Annotated in this window: 21 protein-coding genes; 14 read left to right on the top strand and 7 right to left on the bottom strand. The window is 69.0% G+C overall.

Annotated features, from left to right (window positions below; translation table 11 throughout):
- Positions 1-81 precede the first annotated feature (81 nt).
- Positions 82-375 carry a hypothetical protein gene (locus EO081_RS08935; RefSeq protein WP_129341621.1) on the top strand — a complete coding sequence of 98 codons (294 nt, stop codon included), beginning with the start codon at positions 82-84 and terminating at the stop codon, positions 373-375.
- On the opposite strand, the gene EO081_RS08930 is transcribed toward EO081_RS08935, so the two are convergent.
- The 4 genes from EO081_RS08930 to EO081_RS08915 form a co-directional block, all read right to left on the bottom strand.
- Positions 369-1,076: an esterase/lipase family protein gene (locus EO081_RS08930; protein WP_240697620.1), complete on the bottom strand. Its 708-nt coding sequence runs from the start codon at positions 1,074-1,076 to the stop codon at positions 369-371. The two genes, EO081_RS08935 and EO081_RS08930, sit on opposite strands and share 7 nt — an antisense overlap.
- Positions 1,073-1,690 (bottom strand): TIGR02117 family protein, encoded by a 618-nt coding sequence (locus EO081_RS08925; RefSeq protein WP_240697619.1) that lies wholly within the window; start codon positions 1,688-1,690, stop codon positions 1,073-1,075. Before EO081_RS08925 ends, EO081_RS08930 begins: the two co-directional genes overlap by 4 nt.
- Before the next feature lie 71 nt (positions 1,691-1,761).
- Positions 1,762-2,700 carry a 50S ribosomal protein L11 methyltransferase gene (locus EO081_RS08920; RefSeq protein WP_129341618.1) on the bottom strand — a complete coding sequence of 313 codons (939 nt, stop codon included), beginning with the start codon at positions 2,698-2,700 and terminating at the stop codon, positions 1,762-1,764.
- Between the two features lie 33 nt (positions 2,701-2,733).
- Positions 2,734-3,432 (bottom strand): SDR family NAD(P)-dependent oxidoreductase, encoded by a 699-nt coding sequence (locus tag EO081_RS08915; protein WP_129342429.1) that lies wholly within the window; start codon positions 3,430-3,432, stop codon positions 2,734-2,736.
- 210 nt (positions 3,433-3,642) lie between these two features.
- Here EO081_RS08915 and sdhC point away from each other — a divergent pair, with 210 nt between their 5' ends.
- From sdhC to lpdA, 12 genes are all read left to right on the top strand, one after another.
- Complete coding sequence (sdhC, locus tag EO081_RS08910) at positions 3,643-4,056, top strand: succinate dehydrogenase, cytochrome b556 subunit (RefSeq protein WP_125961772.1); 414 nt, start codon at positions 3,643-3,645, stop codon at positions 4,054-4,056.
- Positions 4,056-4,442 (top strand): succinate dehydrogenase, hydrophobic membrane anchor protein, encoded by a 387-nt coding sequence (gene sdhD / locus EO081_RS08905; RefSeq protein ID WP_129341617.1) that lies wholly within the window; start codon positions 4,056-4,058, stop codon positions 4,440-4,442. Before sdhC ends, sdhD begins: the two co-directional genes overlap by 1 nt.
- A complete protein-coding gene (gene sdhA, locus EO081_RS08900) occupies positions 4,442-6,244 on the top strand; it encodes a succinate dehydrogenase flavoprotein subunit (RefSeq protein ID WP_129341616.1) in 1,803 nt (600 codons plus the stop codon). Before sdhD ends, sdhA begins: the two co-directional genes overlap by 1 nt.
- Before the next feature lie 113 nt (positions 6,245-6,357).
- Positions 6,358-6,921, top strand: a complete 564-nt coding sequence (locus EO081_RS08895) for an ATP-dependent Clp protease proteolytic subunit (protein ID WP_129341615.1) — start codon at positions 6,358-6,360, stop codon at positions 6,919-6,921.
- Positions 6,922-7,167: 246 nt separating this feature from the next.
- Positions 7,168-7,953 carry a succinate dehydrogenase iron-sulfur subunit gene (locus EO081_RS08890; protein ID WP_129341614.1) on the top strand — a complete coding sequence of 262 codons (786 nt, stop codon included), beginning with the start codon at positions 7,168-7,170 and terminating at the stop codon, positions 7,951-7,953.
- A 134-nt stretch (positions 7,954-8,087) separates the two neighbouring features.
- Entirely contained in the window at positions 8,088-9,212 is a 1,125-nt protein-coding gene (zapE, locus tag EO081_RS08885) for a cell division protein ZapE (protein ID WP_129341613.1), read from the top strand.
- Between the two features lie 248 nt (positions 9,213-9,460).
- On the top strand, positions 9,461-10,423 hold the full coding sequence (gene mdh / locus EO081_RS08880) for a malate dehydrogenase (RefSeq protein ID WP_129341612.1): 963 nt from the start codon (positions 9,461-9,463) through the stop codon (positions 10,421-10,423).
- Complete coding sequence (locus EO081_RS08875) at positions 10,416-10,907, top strand: hypothetical protein (RefSeq protein WP_129341611.1); 492 nt, start codon at positions 10,416-10,418, stop codon at positions 10,905-10,907. Before mdh ends, EO081_RS08875 begins: the two co-directional genes overlap by 8 nt.
- A complete protein-coding gene (gene sucD / locus EO081_RS08870) occupies positions 10,904-11,788 on the top strand; it encodes a succinate--CoA ligase subunit alpha (protein ID WP_129341610.1) in 885 nt (294 codons plus the stop codon). The genes EO081_RS08875 and sucD overlap by 4 nt, the downstream gene beginning before the upstream one ends.
- A 102-nt stretch (positions 11,789-11,890) precedes the next feature.
- On the top strand, positions 11,891-14,866 hold the full coding sequence (locus EO081_RS08865; RefSeq protein WP_129341609.1) for a 2-oxoglutarate dehydrogenase E1 component: 2,976 nt from the start codon (positions 11,891-11,893) through the stop codon (positions 14,864-14,866).
- Between the two features lie 49 nt (positions 14,867-14,915).
- Complete coding sequence (gene odhB / locus EO081_RS08860; protein WP_129341608.1) at positions 14,916-16,151, top strand: 2-oxoglutarate dehydrogenase complex dihydrolipoyllysine-residue succinyltransferase; 1,236 nt, start codon at positions 14,916-14,918, stop codon at positions 16,149-16,151.
- Between the two features lie 128 nt (positions 16,152-16,279).
- Positions 16,280-17,674, top strand: a complete 1,395-nt coding sequence (gene lpdA / locus EO081_RS08855; protein ID WP_129341607.1) for a dihydrolipoyl dehydrogenase — start codon at positions 16,280-16,282, stop codon at positions 17,672-17,674.
- Positions 17,675-17,998: 324 nt separating this feature from the next.
- Here the strand turns inward: lpdA and EO081_RS08850 are convergent, their stop codons facing one another.
- Positions 17,999-18,643 carry a DUF1275 family protein gene (locus EO081_RS08850; RefSeq protein ID WP_129341606.1) on the bottom strand — a complete coding sequence of 215 codons (645 nt, stop codon included), beginning with the start codon at positions 18,641-18,643 and terminating at the stop codon, positions 17,999-18,001.
- An 87-nt stretch (positions 18,644-18,730) separates the two neighbouring features.
- Between EO081_RS08850 and EO081_RS08845 the strand changes: the two genes are divergently transcribed.
- Positions 18,731-19,354 (top strand): trimeric intracellular cation channel family protein, encoded by a 624-nt coding sequence (locus EO081_RS08845; protein ID WP_129342428.1) that lies wholly within the window; start codon positions 18,731-18,733, stop codon positions 19,352-19,354.
- A gap of 69 nt (positions 19,355-19,423) precedes the next feature.
- Here EO081_RS08845 and EO081_RS08840 read toward each other — a convergent pair whose 3' ends face one another.
- On the bottom strand, positions 19,424-19,999 hold the full coding sequence (locus tag EO081_RS08840; protein ID WP_129341605.1) for a GNAT family N-acetyltransferase: 576 nt from the start codon (positions 19,997-19,999) through the stop codon (positions 19,424-19,426).
- On the bottom strand, positions 19,996-21,888 hold the full coding sequence (sppA, locus tag EO081_RS08835) for a signal peptide peptidase SppA (protein WP_129341604.1): 1,893 nt from the start codon (positions 21,886-21,888) through the stop codon (positions 19,996-19,998). The genes EO081_RS08840 and sppA overlap by 4 nt, the downstream gene beginning before the upstream one ends.
- Positions 21,889-21,906: the final 18 nt, after the last annotated feature.

Genomic DNA, 21,906 nt, shown 5'->3' with positions numbered 1-21,906 from the left:
CCGCCGCATCGGACCTGCCACCGCCGCGTTATGCTGCTAGGATCGCCGCGCCGCGCCGCGGCCCCACGAGGAGCTGTTCCCATGCGTTTGTCCCCGCGCCTGATCCTTCCCCTGGCCCTGGTGCCGCTGCTCGCCGGCGGCTGCGTCGCCAAGACCGCCTGGGACGTCGCCACCGCGCCGGTGCGCGCGGGCTCGCAGGTGGTCGACTGGACCACGACGAGCCAGGACGAGGCCGACCGCAACGCCGGACGCAAGCTGCGCAAGCAGCAGGCCGAGGAAGAACGCCAGCGCCGCAAGGAAGAGAAGCGCGCGCGCGAGGAGGAAAAGCGCGCCCGCGAGGACGCCGAGCGCATCCGCCGCGACCAGCCCTACTGAGCGGCGCCCTCGGCCAGGATGCCGGCGATCGCCCGGAGCACGTCGGGCCGCAACTGAACGCCCAGGTGGCTGCTGCGGATCTCGATCGCGCGGCAGTCGTCGCTCCGGCAGGCGAGCCCGTTCACCAGCCCGTCGCTCCGGCTCCAGATCGCGGTGGCGGGCACCGGCAGCGGGCTTCGCACCAGCGCCGCCAGCGCCAGCGTCTCCGCGGCATCGACCCGGTCGCCGGTGATCCGCTGGTAGGCGCGCCACACCCGGGTGGCCCGCGCGGGCCCTGCATAGGGCGAGGAGACGGTGATCACCTCCCGCACCCGGCCCGGCATGCGATGCGCGGCCAGCCTCGCCATGATCCCGCCCAGGCTGACGCCGATCAGCGTCACGGGCGCGCCCGCCTCTGCTGCCCGCTCGTCCACGCGCGCGAACAGCCGCTCGCCCTCCGCGCCGATCGTCCGCCGGCCCAGGTTGCGCCCCAGCCCCCAGCCGCTCGCCCGATAGCCGAGCGCCGTCAGGTGGCGGACCATCACCAGGTTGGATCGGTCGGAGTTGAACAGCCCGGGCAAGACCATCACCGGCCGGCCGTCGCCGGCGGGGCCGGTCACCAGTGCCCGCCATTCGATCGCCAGCTGCGCCACGCCCCAGGCGGCGCGCGGCCATTCGACGAACGTGTGGCGAAGCGGCGGCGGCCCCAGCGGCGGCCTCACCGCAGCCACGCCATCACCGTCGCGGAAAACGGCGTCCAGGCGCCCATGCGCACGCCCGCGTGGCGCAGCGCCTCGCCGGTCCAGCTGTTGCAGGTGCGGATCGCGCTATAGCGGCCGTGCGCCGCGTAGAAGGCGTCCGACCGCCCATAGCCCGGCACGCTTCCGGCGCGCCCATCCGGGCCCACGGCAAAGCTCCCGCGAATGAAGCCGGCCAGCCGGCGATACTCCTCGGGCCGCAGCAGCACGGAGCGCACGCTCACCGCCTCCACGGGCTCTGCGAGATGGCCGACGTGGAGCACCGTGTCCTCGCTGCCGACTGCCGCGCGCAGCACCGTCTTCGGGCTCAGCTCGCCCCAGGTCGGCGTACCGATATAGAAGGCGCGATCCCCCCAGCCGATCGAAAGGTGGCTGTGCCCGGCGAAGCGCGGGTCGCGCAGGTCCTCCGGCCGCACCAGGTCGCGCCAGTCCACGCCCTCCGCCGCCATCGGCACGATGATGCTGGTGTGGATGCCATTGTCCTCGACCCAGACGCGCACGCCCGCCTCCGGCGGCAACCAGCCGCGGTTGAGCGCAAAGGCGCCGCCGACCAGCCCCGCCACGCCATAGCCGACCACCAGCGCACCCAGCCACGCCAGCAGGAGCAGCAGGCCGCGCCCGGTGCGGCCGAGCAGGGGTCGGCTGGCGGTCAGATGTCCAGCGCCCAGCCGTCGCGCCCGGCCGGATCGATCGGCGCAGTGGGGACATAGCGTTCCGCGCCCGCGCGCAGCCGCAGGATCGTCCAGTCGCCGCGATCATCCCGCGCTTCCAGCGTGCAGCCGCATGCCGTGTACGCGCCGATCACCTCGCTCGCCTGCCGGCCGAGCAGTCCCGCCAGCACCACCGTCGCGTGCGGAGCGGCGATCGCCGCCACCTCCGGCGCCATCGATACCAGCGGCCCGGCCAGGATGTTGGCGATCAGCAGGTCATAGGGCGCGCGGTCGGTGATCGCATCGGCAAGTGCCCCGTCGGCGACCACCAGGTCGATGCCCGGAACCGCGTTCACCTCGGCATTCTCGCGCGTGACGTCGACGGCGACGGGATCGATGTCGGTCGCGAGTACCCGCGCCTCGGGCCAGAGCTCGCGCGCGGCAAAGGCGAGCAGGCCCGTGCCCGTGCCGATGTCGATCACGTCCGTGAAACGCGCGTCCGCCAGCCCGTCGAGCATCGCCAGGCATCCGCTGGTGGTCTCGTGATGCCCGGTTCCGAACGCACGCCCCGCCTCGATCCGGAACACGCGGGCCCCCTCCGGCGGCGGTGCGTCCTGGGCGGCGGTGTGGACATAGAAGCGGCCGACGTGGAGCGGCTCGAGCCCGGCCTGGCTCATGGTCACCCAGTCCTCGTCGTCCAGCTGCTCGATCGCAGGCGCACGCCCCCGCGCGCTGGGCACCAGCGCCTGCACCGCGGCCACTGCCGCGTCGTTGGGCTCGACCTCGAAATAGGCGTCGAGGTGCCAGCGCTCGGCATCGTCCTCGACGTCCTCGGTGGTCATCAGCACGGGCGCGGAGTCGAGCCCCAGGTCCTCGGCGGCGTCGATCGCCTCGGCCTCGGCGCGGGTGCACGGCAGGGTCACTTTCCAGCTCGGCATGGGAATTCCTTTTATTCGACGTACCGGCCGGGATCAGCGCACGTAGCTCGCGCCGTTGATGTCGAGCACCGCGCCCGTCATCGACGGCGGGGCCTCCAGCGCCAGGAAGCGCGCGGCGGTCGCCACCTCTTCCGGCATGGCGACTCGGCCAAGCGGAATGTCCGCCAGCAGCTTGTCGCCGCCGCGGCTCTCCAGATAGTCGTCGGCCATGCCGGTCATGGTGAAGCCGGGGCAGATCGCGAATGCCAGGATGCCTTGCGCCGCATAGCCGCGCGCGATGGTCTTGGTCATTGCCACCATGCCGGCCTTGGCGGCGGCATAATGCCAGTGCGCCGGGCTGTCGCCACGATAGGCGGCGCGGCTGGCGACGTTGACGATCCGCCCGCCCTCGCCCCGCGCCTGCCAGTGACGCACCGCCAGCCGGCAGAGCTCGGCCGCCGCCGTCAGGTTGATGCGCATGGTCCGCTCCCAGCCGGCGACCCACTCGTCGTGCGGCAGGTCGAGCGGCGTCGCCTCGAACACGCCGGCGTTGTTGACCAGAACGTCGATGCGCCCGTCCAGCGCCTCGAGCGCCTGCTCCCACAGGCGTGCGGGCGCCGCAGGATCGGAGAAGTCGGCCGGGATGCCGCTCGCGGTGCCATGGCCGACCACGCGCACGCCCGGCGCATCGAGCGCGCTCGCGATCGCGGCGCCGATGCCGCGCGAGCTGCCGGTAAGGAGGATGTGGGTCATGCCCCGGCGATAGAGGCTGGCCGGCCGCCACGCCAGAGCCGCGCGTTCGCCGATCCACATCGGCGCTTTGGCGGCGGCGCAAGTTGCCGTACAGAACTGGCGCACCACGATATTCGCCATCGGGCCGTTTACGTCGGCCTACCCGGGCTCTTGCGTCTTGCATCACACCGCCCCCCGGGTAGATAGGCGCGGTTCGCGAAAGGAACTGACTTGGCTTCCAAACCCTATGCGCGCCCGCTGTCGCCACACCTCGGCATCTGGCGCTGGGGCCCGCACATGCTGGTCTCGATTCTCCACCGCGCCACCGGCGTCGCCAATTCCGTGGGCCTCGGCCTGCTGGTCTGGTGGCTGGCGGCGATCGCCGGCGGCGAAGACAGCTATGCCACCTTCGTCGACGTCTTCACGGTGTCGGGCGGCGGGCTGAACGTGATCGGCTATGTGGTCGGCATCGGCCTGACCCTGACCGTGTTCCAGCACATGGCCAGCGGCGTCCGCCACCTCGTGCTCGACATCGGCGCCGGCTATGAGCTGCGCAAGGGCAAGATGACGGCGATGGCCACCATGGTCTTCTCGCCGCTCGCGACGATCGCCTTCTGGGCCTGGCTGCTGGTGGGGAAGCACTGATGGGCAACGGTACGAGCATCGGTCGCGTCCGCGGCCTGGGATCCGGCAAGCACGGCACCCATCACTGGTGGCACCAGCGGCTGACGGCGGGGTCGAACCTGCTGCTGCTCCTGTGGTTCCTCTTCTCGATCGCGATGCTGCCGTCCTACGACGGCGCCAGCCTCACGAAGTGGCTGAGCTCGGGCTGGGCCGCGCTGCCGATGGCGCTGCTGATCGCCACCCTCTTCTATCATGCGCGACTCGGCCTTCAGGTCGTGATCGAGGACTATCAGCAAGACGAGACGCGAGTCGTTCTGCTCGTCGTGCTCAACCTGCTCACTGCGCTCGGGGCCGGCCTGGCCATCTTCTCGATCCTGCGCATCGCTTTCACGGGGACGCCCGCCTGATGTCTCAAGCCTACAAGATCATCGACCACACCTATGACGCGGTGGTGGTCGGCGCCGGCGGCTCCGGCCTCCGCGCCACCATGGGGATCGCCGAGTCGGGCCTGAAGACGGCTTGCATCACCAAGGTGTTCCCGACCCGCAGCCACACGGTCGCGGCGCAGGGCGGCATCGCCGCCTCGCTCGGCAATATGGGTCCGGACCACTGGACCTGGCACATGTACGACACCGTCAAGGGTTCCGACTGGCTCGGCGACCAGGACGCGATCGAATATCTGTGCCGCGAGGCGCCTGCCGCCGTGTACGAGCTGGAGCACGCCGGCGTGCCGTTCAGCCGCACGCAGGAAGGCAAGATCTACCAGCGCCCGTTCGGCGGCATGATGCAGAACATGGGCGAAGGCCCGCCCGCGCAGCGCACCTGCGCCGCGGCGGACCGTACCGGCCATGCCATGCTCCACACGCTCTATCAGCAGAGCCTGAAGTACGACGCCGACTTCTTCATCGAGTATTTCGCGCTCGATCTCATCATGGAGAACGGCCAGTGCCGCGGCGTGATCGCGCTGTGCATGGAGGACGGTTCGATCCACCGCTTCCGGAGCCATGCGACGGTGCTGGCGACCGGCGGCTACGGCCGCTGCTATTTCTCGGCCACCTCGGCGCACACCTGCACCGGTGACGGCAACGCCATGGTGCTGCGCGCGGGCCTGCCGCTCCAGGACATGGAGTTCGTGCAGTTCCACCCGACCGGCATCTATGGTGCGGGCGTGCTCATCACCGAAGGCGCGCGCGGCGAAGGCGGCTACCTCACCAACTCGGCAGGTGAGCGCTTCATGGAGCGCTATGCCCCGTCGGCCAAGGACTTGGCGTCGCGCGACGTCGTTTCCCGCTCGATGGCGATGGAGATCCGCGAGGGTCGTGGCGTCGGCAAGGAAGGCGACCACATCTTCCTGCACCTCGATCACATCGATCCCAAGGTGCTGGCCGAGCGGCTTCCGGGCATCACCGAGACCGGCAAGATCTTTGCCGGCGTCGACCTGACCCGCCAGCCGCTGCCCGTCGTCCCGACCGTCCACTACAACATGGGCGGCATCCCGACGAACTTCCACGGCGAAGTCGTGCACAAGCGCGACGGCAACCCGGATGCGGTCGTCCCCGGCCTGTTCGCGGTCGGCGAAGCCGCCTGCGTGTCGGTCCACGGCGCCAACCGCCTCGGCTCCAACTCGCTGATCGACCTCGTGGTGTTCGGCCGCGCCACCGGCCTGCGCATCAAGGAGACGGTCAAGCCCGGCACCGCGCACAACCCGCTGCCCAAGGATTCGGAAGCGATGGCGCTCGGCCGCCTCGACCACTTCCGCAATGCGAAGGGCGCGACGCCCACCGCGCAGCTGCGCCTCGACATGCAGAAGACGATGCAGCGCCACTGCGCCGTGTTCCGCACCGACGAGCTGATGGCCGAGGGTGTCACCAAGATGGAGAGCATCTATGCGGGCATGCAGGACATCGGCATCACCGATCGCTCGCTGATCTGGAACACCGACCTGGTCGAGACCATGGAACTCGACAACCTGATCGGCCAGGCGATGGTGACGATCCGCGGCGCGATCAACCGCAAGGAAAGCCGCGGCGCCCACATGCACGAGGACTTCCCGGAGCGCGACGACGCCAACTGGATGAAGCACACCATCGCGACCTTCGATGGCTGGGGCGGCAAGGGCGGCTCGACCACCCTGGATACACGTCCGGTGCACGATTACACGCTCACCGACGAGATCGACTACATCAAGCCCAAGAAGCGCGTGTACTGATCCCGTCGAACGACGAACCCGACAAAGGGGCGGACGGCAACGTCTGCCCCTTTTTCTTTGGGCGCGTCTCGCGCCTCCTTGGAACCATCGGGTAGCGCCTCGGTTGGCGCGCCATGACTGACGCCACCCAATATCCGCTCCTCGCCACCCCGCATGTCCATCTTGCCGGGCCGGTCGACCATTCCATGTATGCCAACTTCCGGCAGCAGATGGCCAACGCCCCTGCCGAAGGCTCGCTGGTGATCTCGATCTCCACCCTCGGCGGCGATCCGGAGGTCGCGCGCGCCATGGGCGACGATGTACGTCTGCTGCGCGAGTATTCCGGCCGCGAGATCCTGTTCCTCGGCAAGGTCGCGGTCTATTCGGCCGGCGCCACCTTTATGGCCGCCTTCCCGGTCGAGACGCGCTTCCTGACCAAGGGCACGCGCCTGATGCTGCACGAGCGACTCATGTCCAGCTCCGTCGAGCTCTCCGGGCCGCTCAAGACGCTCAGCTACACGCTCAAGGCCAAGCTCCACGAGATCGAACATTCGATCCGGATCGAGGAAGAGGGATTCCGCGATCTCGTCGCCGGCTCCGACGTGCCGTTCGAGGAGCTGGTCGAAAAGGCCCCCTCCAATTGGTACATCGAGGCGGAGGAAGCCAAGCGCCGCCGCTTGGTGCTCGACGTCATCTGACGCGGGCACCCCTTCGTCACCCTGAACTCGTTTCAGGGTCCATCTCTCCGATGGCGACGCCGACTCTGGTGGCACGATGGATGCTGGAACAAGTTCAGCATGACAGAAGGAGGGGGCGGCAAACGCCCTCCCCCCAGAAAAGCGCGCTTGCCGTTTGCGACAGCGGCAGGGGTCATGTATCGGAAGCCCAAATCGCCCCGGGGCCTGCGTCGCCCCACCGCATCCAGAGCTGACGGAATCCGCGCAATGGCCGAATTTTCCCTGCCCAAGAACAGCAAGATCACCGGCAAGTCCCGCGAGCACAAGGCCGCTGCGGACGCCGCGCGCGTCAAGAAGTTCAAGGTCTACCGCTACGACCCCGACACCGGCGAGAACCCGCGCTACGACAAGTTCGAGATCGACCTCGACCAATGCGGCCCGATGGTGCTCGACGCGCTCATCAAGATGAAGTCGGAGCAGGACCCGTCGCTCACCTTCCGCCGCTCGTGCCGTGAGGGCATCTGCGGCTCGTGCGCGATGAACATCGACGGCCGCAACGGCCTCGCCTGCACGACCGCGATCGAGGACATCAAGGGCGAGGTGCGGATCACGCCGCTGCCCCACATGGACGTGATCAAGGACCTGGTCCCCGACTTCACCCACTTTTACGCGCAGTACAGCTCGATCAAGCCGTGGCTGCAGACGGTCACCCCGGCCCCCTCGGGCAAGGAGCGGCTGCAGTCGCCGGAGGACCGCGCGAAGCTCGACGGCCTGTACGAGTGCATCCTGTGCGCCTGCTGCTCGACGTCCTGCCCCAGCTACTGGTGGAACAGCGACAAGTTCCTGGGTCCGGCGATCCTGCTCCAGGCCTATCGCTGGCTCGCCGACAGCCGCGACGAGATGACCGGCGAGCGCCTCGACGAGCTCGAGGATCCGTTCCGCCTCTATCGCTGCCACACCATCATGAACTGCGCGAACGTCTGCCCCAAGGGCCTGAACCCGGCCAAGGCGATCGCCGAGGTCAAGAAGCTGGAACTCGAGCGCACGCTCTGATCCGGCCCGGGGCCGTCCGTCCTGCGGCGGCCCCGTTCCTTTCTCCTGTCGGTCGCAGTCGCGACACTGCCGCATCCGCGGCGCCTGACGCACCGTTGCCGACTGCGCGAACCGGCGGTGCGGGAGTGTCCCGCTTGGCCCAGGTTCTCGCCCGCTACGACTCGCTGATCGCCGCCGGCGAGCTACGCGCCGATCCCGACCAGCGCGCCGCCGCCCTCCGCCTCGACCGCCTCGCCACCGAGCTCGAGTCGCCGCCGTCGCGCGGGCTGCTCGCGCGCCTCACCGGCCGCCACGCCCCCTCCCCGCGCGGTGTCTACCTCTGGGGCGGCGTCGGCCGCGGCAAGTCGATGCTGATGGACCTGCTGTTCCACTGCGTCGCGATTCCCGAAAAGCGCCGGGTCCACTTCCACGAGTTCATGCTGGAGGTGCACGACCGCCTGAACGTCGAGCGCAAGCGCGAGGCGGGCAATCCCGTGCCGCCCGTCGCCGCCGCCATGGCGGAGGGCCTGCGCCTGCTCGCCTTCGACGAGATGGTGATCAACAACACCGCCGACGCGATGGTGCTCTCGCGCCTGTTCAGCGAGATGATGACGCATGGCCTGACCGTGGTCGCGACCTCCAACCGCCCGCCCGACGACCTCTACAAGAACGGCCTCCAGCGGCAGAGCTTCCTGCCCTTCGTCGCGCTCCTGAAGGAGCGGCTCGACGTGATGCCGCTCAACGGCCCCGTCGACTATCGCCGCGATCGCCTGGGGGTGATGGACACCTGGCTGGTGCCGAACGGTCCGGAGGCGACCGCCAAGCTCTCCGACGCCTTCTTCCGCCTCACCGACTATCCGGTCGAGGATCGCGACCATGTTCCGAGCGAAGAGCTTCCCGTTCACGGCGGCCGCACCCTCCACGTGCCCAAGTCGCTGAAGGGTGTCGCCGTGTTCAGCTTTAAGCGGCTGTGCCGCGAGGCACGCGGCGCGCCCGACTATCTCGCGATCGCGCGCCACTACCACACCGTCATTCTGGTCGGCATTCCGCGGCTGGGGCCGGAGAACCGCAACGAGGCGGCGCGGTTCGTCACCCTCATCGACGCGCTCTACGAGCACAAGGTGAAGCTGCTCGCCGCCGCCGACGCGCTCCCCGAGCACCTCTACGAGCAGGGCGACGGCGCCTTCGAGTTTGAGCGCACCGTGTCACGCCTCAACGAGATGCGATCGGAAGACTATCTCGCCGCCGGCCATGGCGAGGCGGACGCGGACGGCGCCTGACGCGATCGGGGGCGTTCAACCGCCTCCGCAGACCGGCCAGCGGTGCCGCGAATGGGGCAACCGTTTGCCGCCAAGCGCGTTGTTCATCCCGCTGCAAGCTTCGGTTTTCCGCGGCGCTTGATCCTTATTGCAACTGCTTCGCAGCTGCAAAGATAGTCGGTTTGCCGGGTTGTTCGGGTCCTCCAAAGGGAGTAATGCCCGCCCGATTGCGGTTCTGTCCGAACCGCGGCATCCACACGGGAGGATTCATGGCCCGCAAGAAGATCGCGCTCATCGGCGCCGGTAACATCGGCGGCACGCTCGCCCACCTCGCCGCCCTCAAGAACCTCGGCGACATCGTCCTGTTCGACGTGGTCGAAGGCGTGCCCCAGGGCAAGGCGCTCGACCTCAGCCAGTGCGGCCCGGTCGAGGGTTTCGACGCCAAGATCACCGGCTCGAACGACTATGCCGACATCGCAGGCGCGGACGTGATCATCGTTACCGCCGGCGTCGCCCGCAAGCCGGGCATGAGCCGCGATGATCTCCTGGGCATCAACCTCAAGGTCATGAAGGCCGTGGGCGAGGGCATAAAGGCCAACGCCCCCGACGCATTCGTGATCTGCATCACCAACCCGCTCGACGCGATGGTGTGGGCGCTGCGCGAATTCTCCGGGCTGCCGCACAACAAGGTCGTCGGCATGGCCGGCGTGCTCGACTCGGCGCGCTTCAGCCACTTCCTCGCCGAGGAGTTCAACGTCTCGGTCAAGGACGTGAACAGCTTCGTGCTGGGCGGCCACGGCGACACCATGGTGCCCGTGCTCGAATATTCGACCGTGTCGGGCATCCCCGTCACCGACCTGATCGAGATGGGCTTCTCCACCAAGGAGCGCATCGACGCGATCGTCCAGCGCACCCGCTCGGGTGGCGGCGAGATCGTCGGCCTGCTCAAGACCGGCTCCGCCTTCTACGCGCCCGCCACCTCGGCGATCGCGATGGCCGAGAGCTATCTGTTCGACAAGAAGCGCGTCCTGCCGGCCGCGGCCCATCTGACCGGCCAGTATGGCATCGACAACCTCTACGTCGGCGTGCCGATCATCATCGGCAAGGACGGCGTCGAGAAGGTGATCGAGATCAAGCTCTCCGACGAAGCCCAGGCGAACCTCACCGTGTCGGTCGACGCGGTCAAGGAACTGCTGGTCGCCTGCAAGGGCATCGACGGATCGCTTGCCTGATCCGGGTAGCCTCCTTGCGCTGACCCTGGTGCTCGCGCCGCAGCTTCCGGCTGCGGCAGCGGGTGCTGGAGACACGATCGCTGCCGGGGTCCGCGCCTGTCTTCAGGCGACGGTCCCCGCCGGCATCGAGGAAGCGTCGCTCAAGGCGGGTGGCTGGGAGGCCTATGACTTCAACGGCGGGGACGCGGCCAGCATGCCGCTGCGGATCCACAGTCGGGGACGCGGGCCGATCCTCCTGACGGGCGTGGGCGCCGCCGCCAAGGACTGGGGCTGCCACGTCGTGGCCCCGCTCTCCTCGACCGCCGGCTTTGCGGCCACCGTCGACGGGATCACAAAGGAACTGGGGGTCCGGCCGACCAGCAACGATCCGGCCGAGACCCTGTGGATCGTCGGCGACAAGGGCGTTCTGCTCGCCGCCGCAAAAGATACCAAGCAGACGAGCGTGCGGGCCACGGTCGTCACCATTGCCGAGGGAATGAAATGAGCATCCTTGTCGACAAGAACACCAAGGTCATCACCCAGGGGATGACCGGCGAAACCGGCAGCTTCCACACCAAGGCGGCGCTGGAATACGGCACGCAGATGGTCGGCGGCGTGACGCCGGGCAAGGGCGGCACCGAGCACCTCGGCCTGCCGGTCTACAACACGGTCGCCGAAGCCAAGTCCAAGACCGGCGCCGACGCGTCGGTCATCTACGTGCCGCCGCCCTTCGCGGCCGACTCGATCCTGGAAGCGATCGACGCGGAGATCCCGCTCATCGTCGCCATTACCGAGGGCATTCCGGTGCTCGACATGGTGCGCGTCAAGCGGGCGCTGTCGGGTTCCAAGTCGCGCCTGATCGGCCCGAACTGCCCTGGCGTGCTGACGCCGGGCGAGTGCAAGATCGGCATCATGCCGGGCTCGATCTTCAAGAAGGGCTCGGTCGGCGTCGTGTCGCGCTCGGGCACCCTCACCTATGAGGCGGTGTTCCAGACCTCGAACGCCGGCCTCGGCCAGACCACCGCGGTCGGCATCGGCGGCGATCCGGTCAACGGCACCAACTTCATCGACGTGCTGGAGCTGTTCCTGGCCGACGACGCGACCGAATCGATCATCATGATCGGCGAGATCGGCGGCTCGGCCGAGGAAGAAGCGGCGCAGTTCCTCCGCGACGAGGCGAAGCGCGGCCGCAAGAAGCCGATGGCAGGCTTCATCGCCGGCCGCACGGCGCCTCCGGGCCGTCGCATGGGTCACGCCGGCGCGATCGTCTCGGGCGGCCAGGGCGGCGCCGAGGACAAGATCGCGGCGATGGAAGCAGCCGGCATCAAGGTCGCGGCTTCGCCCAGCGAGCTCGGCTCGACGCTGCTGGAAGTGCTGAAGGGTTAACGACACCGCCGCGCGCTCCCATCTTGCGTGTTCGCCAAGGACACGCCGGAGCGCGCGGCACGTCCCTCGACGGTTTCTCGGGACGAACGGACAGGACGCACCATGGGCTACGAAGGCCAGGATTTCTCCGATATCGCAGCCGGCGTCAGCCCGGCGTTCGTGGAGACGCTCTACACCCGCTACAAGGCGGATCCCGCCAGCGTCGACGCTGGCTGGCGCCAGTGGTTCGACGGGCTTGAGGGTGCGGTCTCCGGCCCCAGCTGGCAGAGCAAGCGCTGGCCGCTGACCGAAACCGACGCGCTCACGGCGGCGCTCGACCCCACCCAGATGGAGCCCGCGCCCAAGCCCGCCAAGGGCGGCGGCAAGCCCGCGCCGGCACCGGCCGCGGCCCCCGCGCAGGCCTCCACCGCTGACATCGCCAAGGCGGCCGGCGACGCCATCCGCGCGCAGATGCTGATCCGCACCTACCGCGTGCGTGGCCATCTGGCAGCCAACCTCGATCCGCTCGGCCTCGCCCCGCACCGCGAGCTGCCCGCCGATCTCACCACCGAGTATTACGGCTTCAGCGATGCCGAGATCGACCGTCCGGTCTATCTGGGCGGGACGCTCGGCCTCGAGACCGCGACCATCCGCGAGCTGGTGACGATCCTTCGCGCCAACTACTGCGGCAACGTCGGCCTCGAATATATGCACATCGCCGACGTGGAGGAGCGCCGCTTCCTCCAGGACCGCATGGAGGGCAAGGACAAGGCCATCCAGTTCACGGTCGACGGCAAGAAGGCGATCCTCTCCAAGGTCATCGAGGCCGAGCAGTGGGAGAAGTTCCTGGGCCGCAAGTATGTCGGCACCAAGCGCTTCGGCCTGGACGGCGGCGAGTCGATGATCCCGGCGCTCGAGTCGGTCATCAAGTACGGCGGCCAGATGGGCGTTCGCGAGATCGTCTACGGCATGGCCCATCGCGGCCGCCTGAACGTGCTCGCCAACGTGATGGCAAAGCCGTTCCGCGTGATCTTCCACGAATTCTCGGGCGGCTCGGCCAACCCGGAGGACGTCGGCGGCTCGGGCGACGTGAAGTACCACCTCGGCACCTCCACCGACCGCAGCTTCGACGACATCACCGTCCACATGTCGCTGGTCGCCAACCCCTCGCACCTCGAGGCGGTGAACCCGGTGGTGCTCGGCAAGTCGCGCGCGATCCAGACGGTGCGCAACGACCTGGCGGATCATGAGCAGGTGCTGCCCGTCCTCATCCACGGCGATGCTGCCTTTGCCGGCCAGGGCATCGTCTGGGAGTGCCTCGGCTTCTCGGGCATCCGCGGCTACAACACCGGCGGCTGCGTCCACTTCGTCATCAACAACCAGGTCGGCTTCACGACGAGCCCGCAGTTCGCACGCTCCTCGCCGTACCCGTCGGACGTCGCCAAGGGCGTCCAGGCGCCGATCCTGCACGTCAATGGCGACGATCCCGAAGCCGTGACCTTCGCCTGCAAGGTCGCGATCGAGTTCCGCCAGACCTTCAAGCGCGACGTCGTGATCGACATGTGGTGCTATCGCCGCTTCGGCCACAACGAGGGCGACGAGCCTTCGTTCACCCAGCCGCTGATGTACGCCAAGATCAAGACCCACCCGCCCGTCTCGGAGATCTACTCCAAGCGCCTGATCGCGGAAGGGGTGGTCGACCAGGCGTTCGTGGACGGCAAGACCCACGAGTTCACGACCCTGCTGGAAGGCGAGTTCGAGAGCGCCAAGAGCTACAAGGCCAATCGCGCGGACTGGTTCGCCGGTCGCTGGTCGGGCCTGCACATGCCGGCCGATCCGGAAACCGCGCGCCGCACGGCCGAAACGGGCATCGAGGCCAAGCTGTTCGACTCGCTCGGCCGCACGCTGACCGAGGTCCCGGGCGACATCGAGATCCACAAGACGCTCGGCCGCGTGCTCGAGGCCAAGCGGCAGATGTTCAAGACCGGCCAGGGCTTCGACTGGGCGACGGCGGAAGCGCTGGCGTTCGGCTCGCTGCTCTCCGAAGGCTTCGGCGTCCGCCTGTCGGGCCAGGACTCGGGTCGCGGCACCTTCTCGCAGCGCCACGCCGTCTGGGTCGATCAGAAGGACGAGCACAAGTATGTGCCGCTCCAGCAGGTCGAGCACGGCCGGTTCGAGGTGCTCGACTCGCCGCTCAGCGAATATGGCGTGCTCGGCTTCGAGTACGGCTATGCGCTGACCGATCCCAAGACGCTGGTGCTGTGGGAGGCGCAGTTCGGCGACTTCGTGAACGGCGCGCAGATCATGATCGACCAGTTCATCGCGTCGGGCGAGGCCAAGTGGCTGCGCGCCAACGGCCTCGTGATGCTGCTGCCGCACGGCTATGAAGGCCAGGGTCCGGAGCACAGCTCCGCACGCCCCGAGCGCTTCCTGCAGCTGTGCGCGCAGGACAATATGCAGGTCGCCAACGTCACCTCGCCGGCGAACTATTTCCACCTGCTGCGTCGCCAGATGCATCGCAACTTCCGCAAGCCGCTGGTGCTCATGACGCCGAAGTCGCTGCTGCGCCACAAGATGGCGGTGTCGACGACCGAGGAGTTCCTGGGCGACAGCCAGTTCCACCGCCTGCTCTCCGATCCTTCGGCCCCGGCCGATACGGAGGTCACGCGCCTGGTGCTGTGCTCGGGCAAGGTCGCCTATGACCTGATCGAGGCACGCGACGCGGCGGGCGACAAGAACACCGCGATCGTGCGCGTCGAGCAGCTCTATCCCTTCCCGGGCGAGCCGCTGGTCGAGCGCCTGAAGCGCATGCCGAACCTCCAGGACGTGGTCTGGGCGCAGGAAGAGCCGAAGAACAACGGCTACTGGTTCTTCGTCGAGCCGCTGATCGAGGAAGCGCTGGAAAAGGCCGGCACCCGCGTGTCGCGGGCGCGCTATGCGGGTCGTGCCGCTGCCGCCTCGCCTGCGACCGGCCTCATGAAGCGCCACACCGCGGAACAGGGTGCGTTGGTAGCCGAAGCCCTCGGCCACAACGTGCGCGAGGAAATCCGCCGCACGCGCAAGTCCGACGAGCCGGTGGTCGGCAAGCCCACCGCCTGATCCGAACCCAATGTCTGCGTCCCCTGGCGGGGAACCAAGAGGAAGACCCATGGCAACCGAAGTCCTTGTTCCCGTACTGGGCGAATCAATCACCGAAGCCACGCTTGGCGAATGGCTCAAGCAGCCCGGCGACCCGGTGAAGGCCGACGAGCCGATCGCCAGCCTTGAGACCGACAAGGTCTCGGTCGAAGTCCCCTCGCCCGTCGCGGGCGTGATGGGCGCCCACGCCGTCCAGCCGGGCGACACCGTCTCGGTCGGCGCGATGATCGCGACGATCGACGCGGGCGATGGCGCCCCGGCCAAGACGGCCGCGCCCGAGGCCGGCAGCACCACCGCCGCGGCTCCGGCTCCGGCAGCCGCCCCGCAGGAGGCCGGCGGCAACGTCGACGCAGCCGCGCTGTCGCCGTCGGTGCGCCGCGCCATCCTGGAGCATGGCGTCGATCCGGCGACCGTGAAGGGCAGCGGCAAGGACGGTCGCCTGACCAAGGAAGACATCGTCGCCGCCGCGTCGAACAAGCCGGCCGCAGCCCCCGCCGCGGCCCCGGCGGCCGCTCCCGCAGCGGCGCCTGTCGCTGCCGGTGGCGAGCGTCGCGAGGAGCGCGTCAAGATGACGCGCCTGCGGCAGACCATCGCCCGTCGCCTGAAGGAAGCGCAGGACACCGCCGCGCTCCTCACCACCTTCAACGACGTCGACATGACCGCCGTCATCGAGGCGCGCACCAAGTACAAGGACCTGTTCGAAAAGAAGCACGGCGTCCGCCTGGGCTTCATGGGCTTCTTCGTGAAGGCCGCGTGCATGGCCCTCAAGGACATCCCCTCGGTCAACGCGTACATCGAGGGCGACGAGATCGTCTATCACGACTATGCCGACATCTCGGTCGCGGTGTCCGCGCCGCAGGGCCTGGTCGTGCCGGTGATCCGCTCGGCCGACCAGATGTCGGTGGCGCAGGTCGAGAAGACGATCGGCGACTTCGGCAAGCGCGCCAAGGAAGGCACGCTCAAGATGGACGAGATGAAGGGCGGCACCTTCACCATCTCCAACGGCGGCGTGTTCGGCTCGCTGATGTCGACCCCGATCATCAACCCGCCGCAGTCGGCGGTGCTGGGCCTCCACCGCATCGAGGACCGCCCGGTCGTCCGCAACGGTCAGGTCGTGGTGCGCCCGATGATGTACCTGGCGCTCAGCTACGACCATCGCATCATCGACGGTCGTGAGGCGGTGACCTTCCTCGCCGCGCTCAAGAACGCGATCGAGGATCCGACCCGTCTGCTGATCGACCTGTAAGCTCCCGCAACCGTACCCCGGCGAAGGCCGGGGTCCAGTTGCGCCGCTGTTTGTAACGACACGAGACGCGCCCCAGATACGTCTCGAAACTGGGCCCTGGCCCGCGCCAGGGTACAAGGAAGAGAACAATGGCTGAATACGACTTCGACGTTCTCGTGATCGGTGCCGGCCCGGGCGGCTATGTCGCCGCGATCCGCGCGGCACAGCTCGGTCTCAAGACCGCCTGCGCGGAAAGCCGCGAGACGCTGGGCGGCACCTGCCTCAACGTCGGCTGCATCCCTTCGAAGGCGCTGCTCAACGCGTCGGAGAAGTTCGACGAGGCGATGTCCGGCGTCCTCGCCAAGCATGGCGTCAAGTTCTCGGGCGTCGAGCTCGACCTGTCGGCGATGATGGCCGACAAGGACAAGGCCGTCACGGGTCTCACCGGCGGCATCGAGTTCCTGTTCAAGAAGAACAAGGTCGAGTGGCTGAAGGGCCTCGCCACCTTCCAGGACGCGCACACCGTCCAGGTCGGCGATCGCACCGTCAACGCCAAGAACATCGTCATCGCCACCGGCTCGTCGGTGACCCCGCTGCCGGGCGTGACCATCGACCAGAAGGTCGTCGTCGACTCGACCGGCGCGCTGACCCTCGAGAAGGTCCCCGAGCACCTCGTCGTGATCGGCGGCGGCGTGATCGGCCTGGAGCTCGGCTCGGTGTGGAAGCGCCTAGGCGCCAAGGTGACGGTGGTCGAATATCTCGACCAGCTGCTACCGGGCATGGACGGCGAAGTCCGCAAGGAAGCCGCCAAGATCTTCAAGAAGCAGGGCATGGACCTGAAGCTCTCGACCAAGGTCACCGGCGTTGCGGTCGACGGCGGCCGCGCGACCGTGACGGTCGAGCCGGCAGCCGGCGGCGCTGCCGAGACGCTGCAGGCGGACGCCGTGCTGGTCGCGATCGGCCGTCGCCCCAACACCGAAGGTCTCGGCCTCGACAAGATCGGGCTGCAGCTCAATCAGCGTGGCCAGATCGAGACCGACCACGACTTCCGCACCGCCGTCGACGGCGTGTGGGCGATCGGCGACGTGATCCCGGGCCCGATGCTCGCTCACAAGGCCGAGGACGAGGGCGTCGCGGTGGCCGAGAACATCGCCGGCCTCACGGGCATCGTGAACCACGACGTTATTCCGGGCGTCGTCTACACCCACCCGGAGATCGCCGGCGTCGGCCTGACCGAAGAGCAGGCCAAGGAGCGCGGCGAGATCAAGGTCGGCAAGTTCCCGATGATGGCGAACAGCCGCGCCAAGGCGATCGACGACACCGCCGGCTTCGTGAAGGTCATCGCCGACGCCAAGAGCGACCGCGTGCTGGGCGTGTGGATCATCACCTCGGTTGCCGGCACGATGATCGCGCAGGCGGCGCAGGCGATGGAGTTCGGCGCCACCAGCGAAGACATCGCCTACACCTGCCACGCGCACCCGACGCACTCGGAAGCGATCAAGGAAGCGGCCATGGCCGTGCAGGGCAAGCCGATCCACATGTGATCGGCCGGTCTCTGGTCTAGCGAAACGGCGTCGGTGGCACCCCACCGGCGCCGTTTTCGTATCCGGACCCTGCCCGCGGCGCCGGAAGCAGTCCAAGACAACAAGCGCCCCGCCCGGCGCCCTGGGCTATCATACCGGCCGGGCACCCGCCGAGACCACCCGTACCCCGGCGACGGCCGGGGCCCAGTCGGGATAGCGGCTGAAGCACGCGCGATGATCGCCATGGCAGCGCAACTGGGCGCCGGCCTCCGCCGGGGTACGAAGAAGGAAAGCGGCGCCCGGAGCGAATCTGCACTGCCCCCGCCCGAACAGCCTAACTCACCCTCACTCGTCCGCCGGCATCCGCGCGACCAGCAGCGTCAGCAGCCCCGCCAGCACCGCCGCGATCCACACCGCGCCGTCGCCTGCCAGCTGGAACGCGCCCGCGCCGCCCAGCGTGCCGAACAGGAACCCGCCCCAGAACAGCAGTTCGCGCCACCAGCCGGCGCGCGGCCCGACGCCCATCAGCGCGTCCGCCAGCCGCTGGCCGAAGCGCACCAGCGTGCCGGTCATGTAGGTGAGCCCCACCCGCACCTCGCCGTTGCGGCTGAACACGGCGTTCTCCGCCCCCATCGCGCCCGCCAGCAGCACCAGCGCCAGCGGCCGCGGCCCGAACCCCAGGCACAGCGCCGCCAGCGCCAGCAGCGCCGTCACCAGCAGCATCACCGCCTCGCGGCCCCGCACGCCGCCCGCGCGTGCCGCGATCGCACCTCCCATCACGCCGGAGACGAACGCCAGGATCAGCGAGATCGCCGTATGCAGTTCGGCCTGCAGCCCGGACGCGATCGCCACGCCCAGCCGGGTCGTGTTGCCGCTCATGAAGGAGGCGAAGAAACCGGCGAAGGCCGAGAAGGCGATGGCGTCGACGAAGCCGGCGAGCGCGGCGAGCAGCACGGCGACCAGCAGGACGGAGAGCGGAAGACGTTGCATGGCCCCTTTTCCCTCCTTCGTCCGCCATCGCCAACCCCCGGGCTTCCGCAATCTGCGACGAAGCGCTAGCGAGCGCAGGTCGTGCCGATGGAAACCCTCTCGCTCGGGCCCGTGCTGCAGGTTCTCAACCTGCTCGGCATCGCGGTCTTCGCCGCCACCGGCGCGCTCGCGGCGGCGCAGCGCGCGCAGACGCTGGTGACCGCCACCTTCTTCGCGCTCATCACCGGCGTCGGCGGGGGGACGATCCGCGACCTGCTGATCGGCGCCCCCGTCTTCTGGGTCCGCGACGCGCAGACCGCCGCGCTCTGCCTGTCGGTGGCGGTGCTGATCTGGATCACCCCGCAGCGCTGGTGGCGCCAGCAGGCGCTGGAATGGCTCGATGCGGCAGGGCTCGCCGCCTATGCGGTCTATGGCGTCGCCAAGGCGCTGGAGTTCGGCGTGCCGCCGATCCCCGCCGCGATCATGGGCGTGGTGACGGCCTGCGCCGGCGGCATCCTGCGCGACATGCTGGCCGGCGAGCCGTCGATCCTGATGCGCCCGGAGCTATACGTCACCGCCGCGGCCCTCGCCTCCGGCCTCTATGTGGTGCTGGTCTCGCTCGGAATGCCGAGCTTCGCCTCGGCGCTCTGCGCCTCCGCCGCCGGCTTCCTGCTCCGCGCCGCCGCCATCCACTGGAAGCTCGGCCTGCCGACCTATCGCGGCCGGCACTGACGCCTCCGTGCTCCTGCGAAGGCAGGAGCCCAGGGCCGCGGGCACCAGCCTCTGCTCCTGGAATGAAGCCTAGCCCCGCACGACGCCGACGTCTCGGAACGGCCGCGGCTCGGGCGGCGGCATTCCGGTGTGCGCCAGCTCGCATTGCCACAGACCGATGTCGATCCACTGGCCCTGCTTGTAGCCGATCGAGCGGATCACGCCGGCGCGGCGGAATCCCACCGCCTCGTGCAGCGAGATCGACGGCCCGTTGGGCAGCGCGATCACCCCCATGGCCTGCGCGAAACCCTGCGCCCGCAGCGTCACGATCAGCGCCTCGTAGAGCAGCCGCCCCGCGCCCTGCCCACGCGCGCCACCCGCAAGGTAGATCGTCGTCTCGACGGAGAAGCGATAGGCGGCGCGCGACCGGAACGGCCCAGCATAGGCATAGCCCAGGATCGCACCCGGCCCGGTCTCCCCCAGCGGATCGGTGCCGGTCGCGACCAGCCAAGGATAGAAGCCGTCATGCGCCGCCATCCGCTCGGCAATGGCTGCCGCATCGGGCGGCTGCTCCTCGAAGCTGATCGTGCTGCCGGTCACATAGGCGGCATAGATCTCCGCGATCGCCTCGGCATCGTCGGGAGTCGCCGCCCGGATTGCGATCACAGGCCGAACCGCGCCAGCATCAGGTCCATCAGCCGCACGTCCTCGCGCGCCGGCACCACCGGCCCCAGCCCGGCGCACTCCAGGCAGCGCGCCTGCATCGCAGCGCCCCCCTTCACCAGCCGCCGGGCGTCGCCCAGCGCCTGCGCCAGCAACGCGCGCCGCTCGCCCGCCAGGCGCGAGACCAGGTCGGTGGAGGCCGATCCGACGCGATCCTCGTCCTCCTCGCCCGCGCGCATCGCCGCCAGGAACTGCTCCAGCGCCCCCGGCTCCTTCTCCAGATACTCCGCATGGACCTTGGCCGGGTCGAGCTTGGCGCGCCGCGCCGCCTCGGCCACCGCGTCGGAGAGCGTGCCGAACCGGTCGACCAGCCCCAGCTGCCGCGCGGTGCCGCCGTCCCACACCCGGCCCTGGCCAATCTGGTCGACCCGCTCCGGCGTCATCCTGCGCGACTGGGAGACCAGGCCGATGAACCGGCGATAGCCGTTCTCGATGGTCGCCTGCACCAGTGCGTCGAACGTCGCGTTGGTGCCGCCCGTGACGTTGGGCTGGCCGGTCAGCGGCGTCGTCTGCACGCCGTCGGTCGTCACGCCGATCTTGGCGAGGGTGTTCTCGAACGTCGGGATCAGGCCGAAGATGCCGATCGAGCCGGTGATGGTGTTCGGCTCGGCGAACACCACGTCGCCGGGCGTCGACACCCAATAGCCGCCGCTCGCGGCAAGCCCGCCCATCGAGACGACCACGGGCAGGCCCTTTTCCTTGGCCTGCAGGATCGCCTGGCGCATCTGCTCGGACGCGAGTGCCGAGCCGCCGGGCGAATCGACGCGCACCACCAGCGCCTTCAGCTCCTTGTCGGCCAGGCCCTTGAGCAGCAGCTTCGACACGGTGTCGCCGCCGGCGGTGCCGGTGCCGGAATCGCCGTCGACGATCTCGCCCGCGATGGTCAGGATACCGATGGCATCGCCCGTCTTGGGCAGCGGGTTGGCCGCGATCCAGTTCCGGAGCGGGATCGCCTTGAAGCTGCCGGCGATCTTCTTGTCGCCGATGCCGACGCCCTCCAGCTCGGCCACGCGCTTGCCGAACGCGACCCGGTCGCCCAGCCGGTCGACCAGCCCCGCCGCCAGGTTCGCCTTGGCGATGTCGCCGCCGGCGGCGACCACCAGCCGGTCCGGCTGGGTCAGGAAGTCGGCGACCTTGGCCTTGGGGCGCGCCTTTGCCACGGCCTCGCGCCACTGTCCGAAGATCGCGCCGTAGAGCGCCTGGTTGGCGGCGCGCGCGGGATCGGACTGGTCGGCGCGGGTATAGGGCTCCACGGCCGACTTGAACTCGCCGACGCGATAGACGTGGGCGTTGATGCCCAGCTTGTCGATCAGGCCCTTGTAGTAGAGCTGCGCCCCGCCCGGTCCGGTGAACATCGCGCCGCCCATCGGGTTGACCCAGATCTCGCTGGCGTTCGCGGCGACCAGATAGCTGCTGTCGGTATAGCCGGTCGCATAGGCGAGCACCGGCTTGCCGCTCGCCCGCACCCGGCCGACCGCGGCGGCGACTTCCGCCACCACGGAGGGATAGCCGCCGACGAAGCGGTCCAGGTCCAGCACCACCGCCGTCACCCGCTTGTCGTCGCGCGCCTTGTCCAGCGCGTGCACCACGTCGCGCAGCCGATGTTCGCGCGCCACGCTCGCACCGCTCAGCGTCGCAAAGGGGTCCATCTCGCTCGGCTGCTCGACGACCGTGCCGTCCAGCGCCACCAGCAGCGCACCGGGCTTGATCGCCGGATTGGGCTTGGCGGCCAGCGCCGCAAACAGCAGGCCGAAGAACAGCAGCATGGCCAGCAGGACGAGCCCGTCCTTGACCGCGACCAGCACTTTCCAGGCACCCCGAACCAGTCTCACGCGCATATCCTCTTGTCA

Origin of the sequence: Sphingomonas desiccabilis (assembly GCF_004135605.1) — a bacterium.
In the GTDB taxonomy this organism is placed as follows: domain Bacteria; phylum Pseudomonadota; class Alphaproteobacteria; order Sphingomonadales; family Sphingomonadaceae; genus Sphingomonas; species Sphingomonas desiccabilis.
Note: the sequence above shows the minus strand (reverse complement) of the source record. Positions and strands in the feature narration are given on the sequence as shown.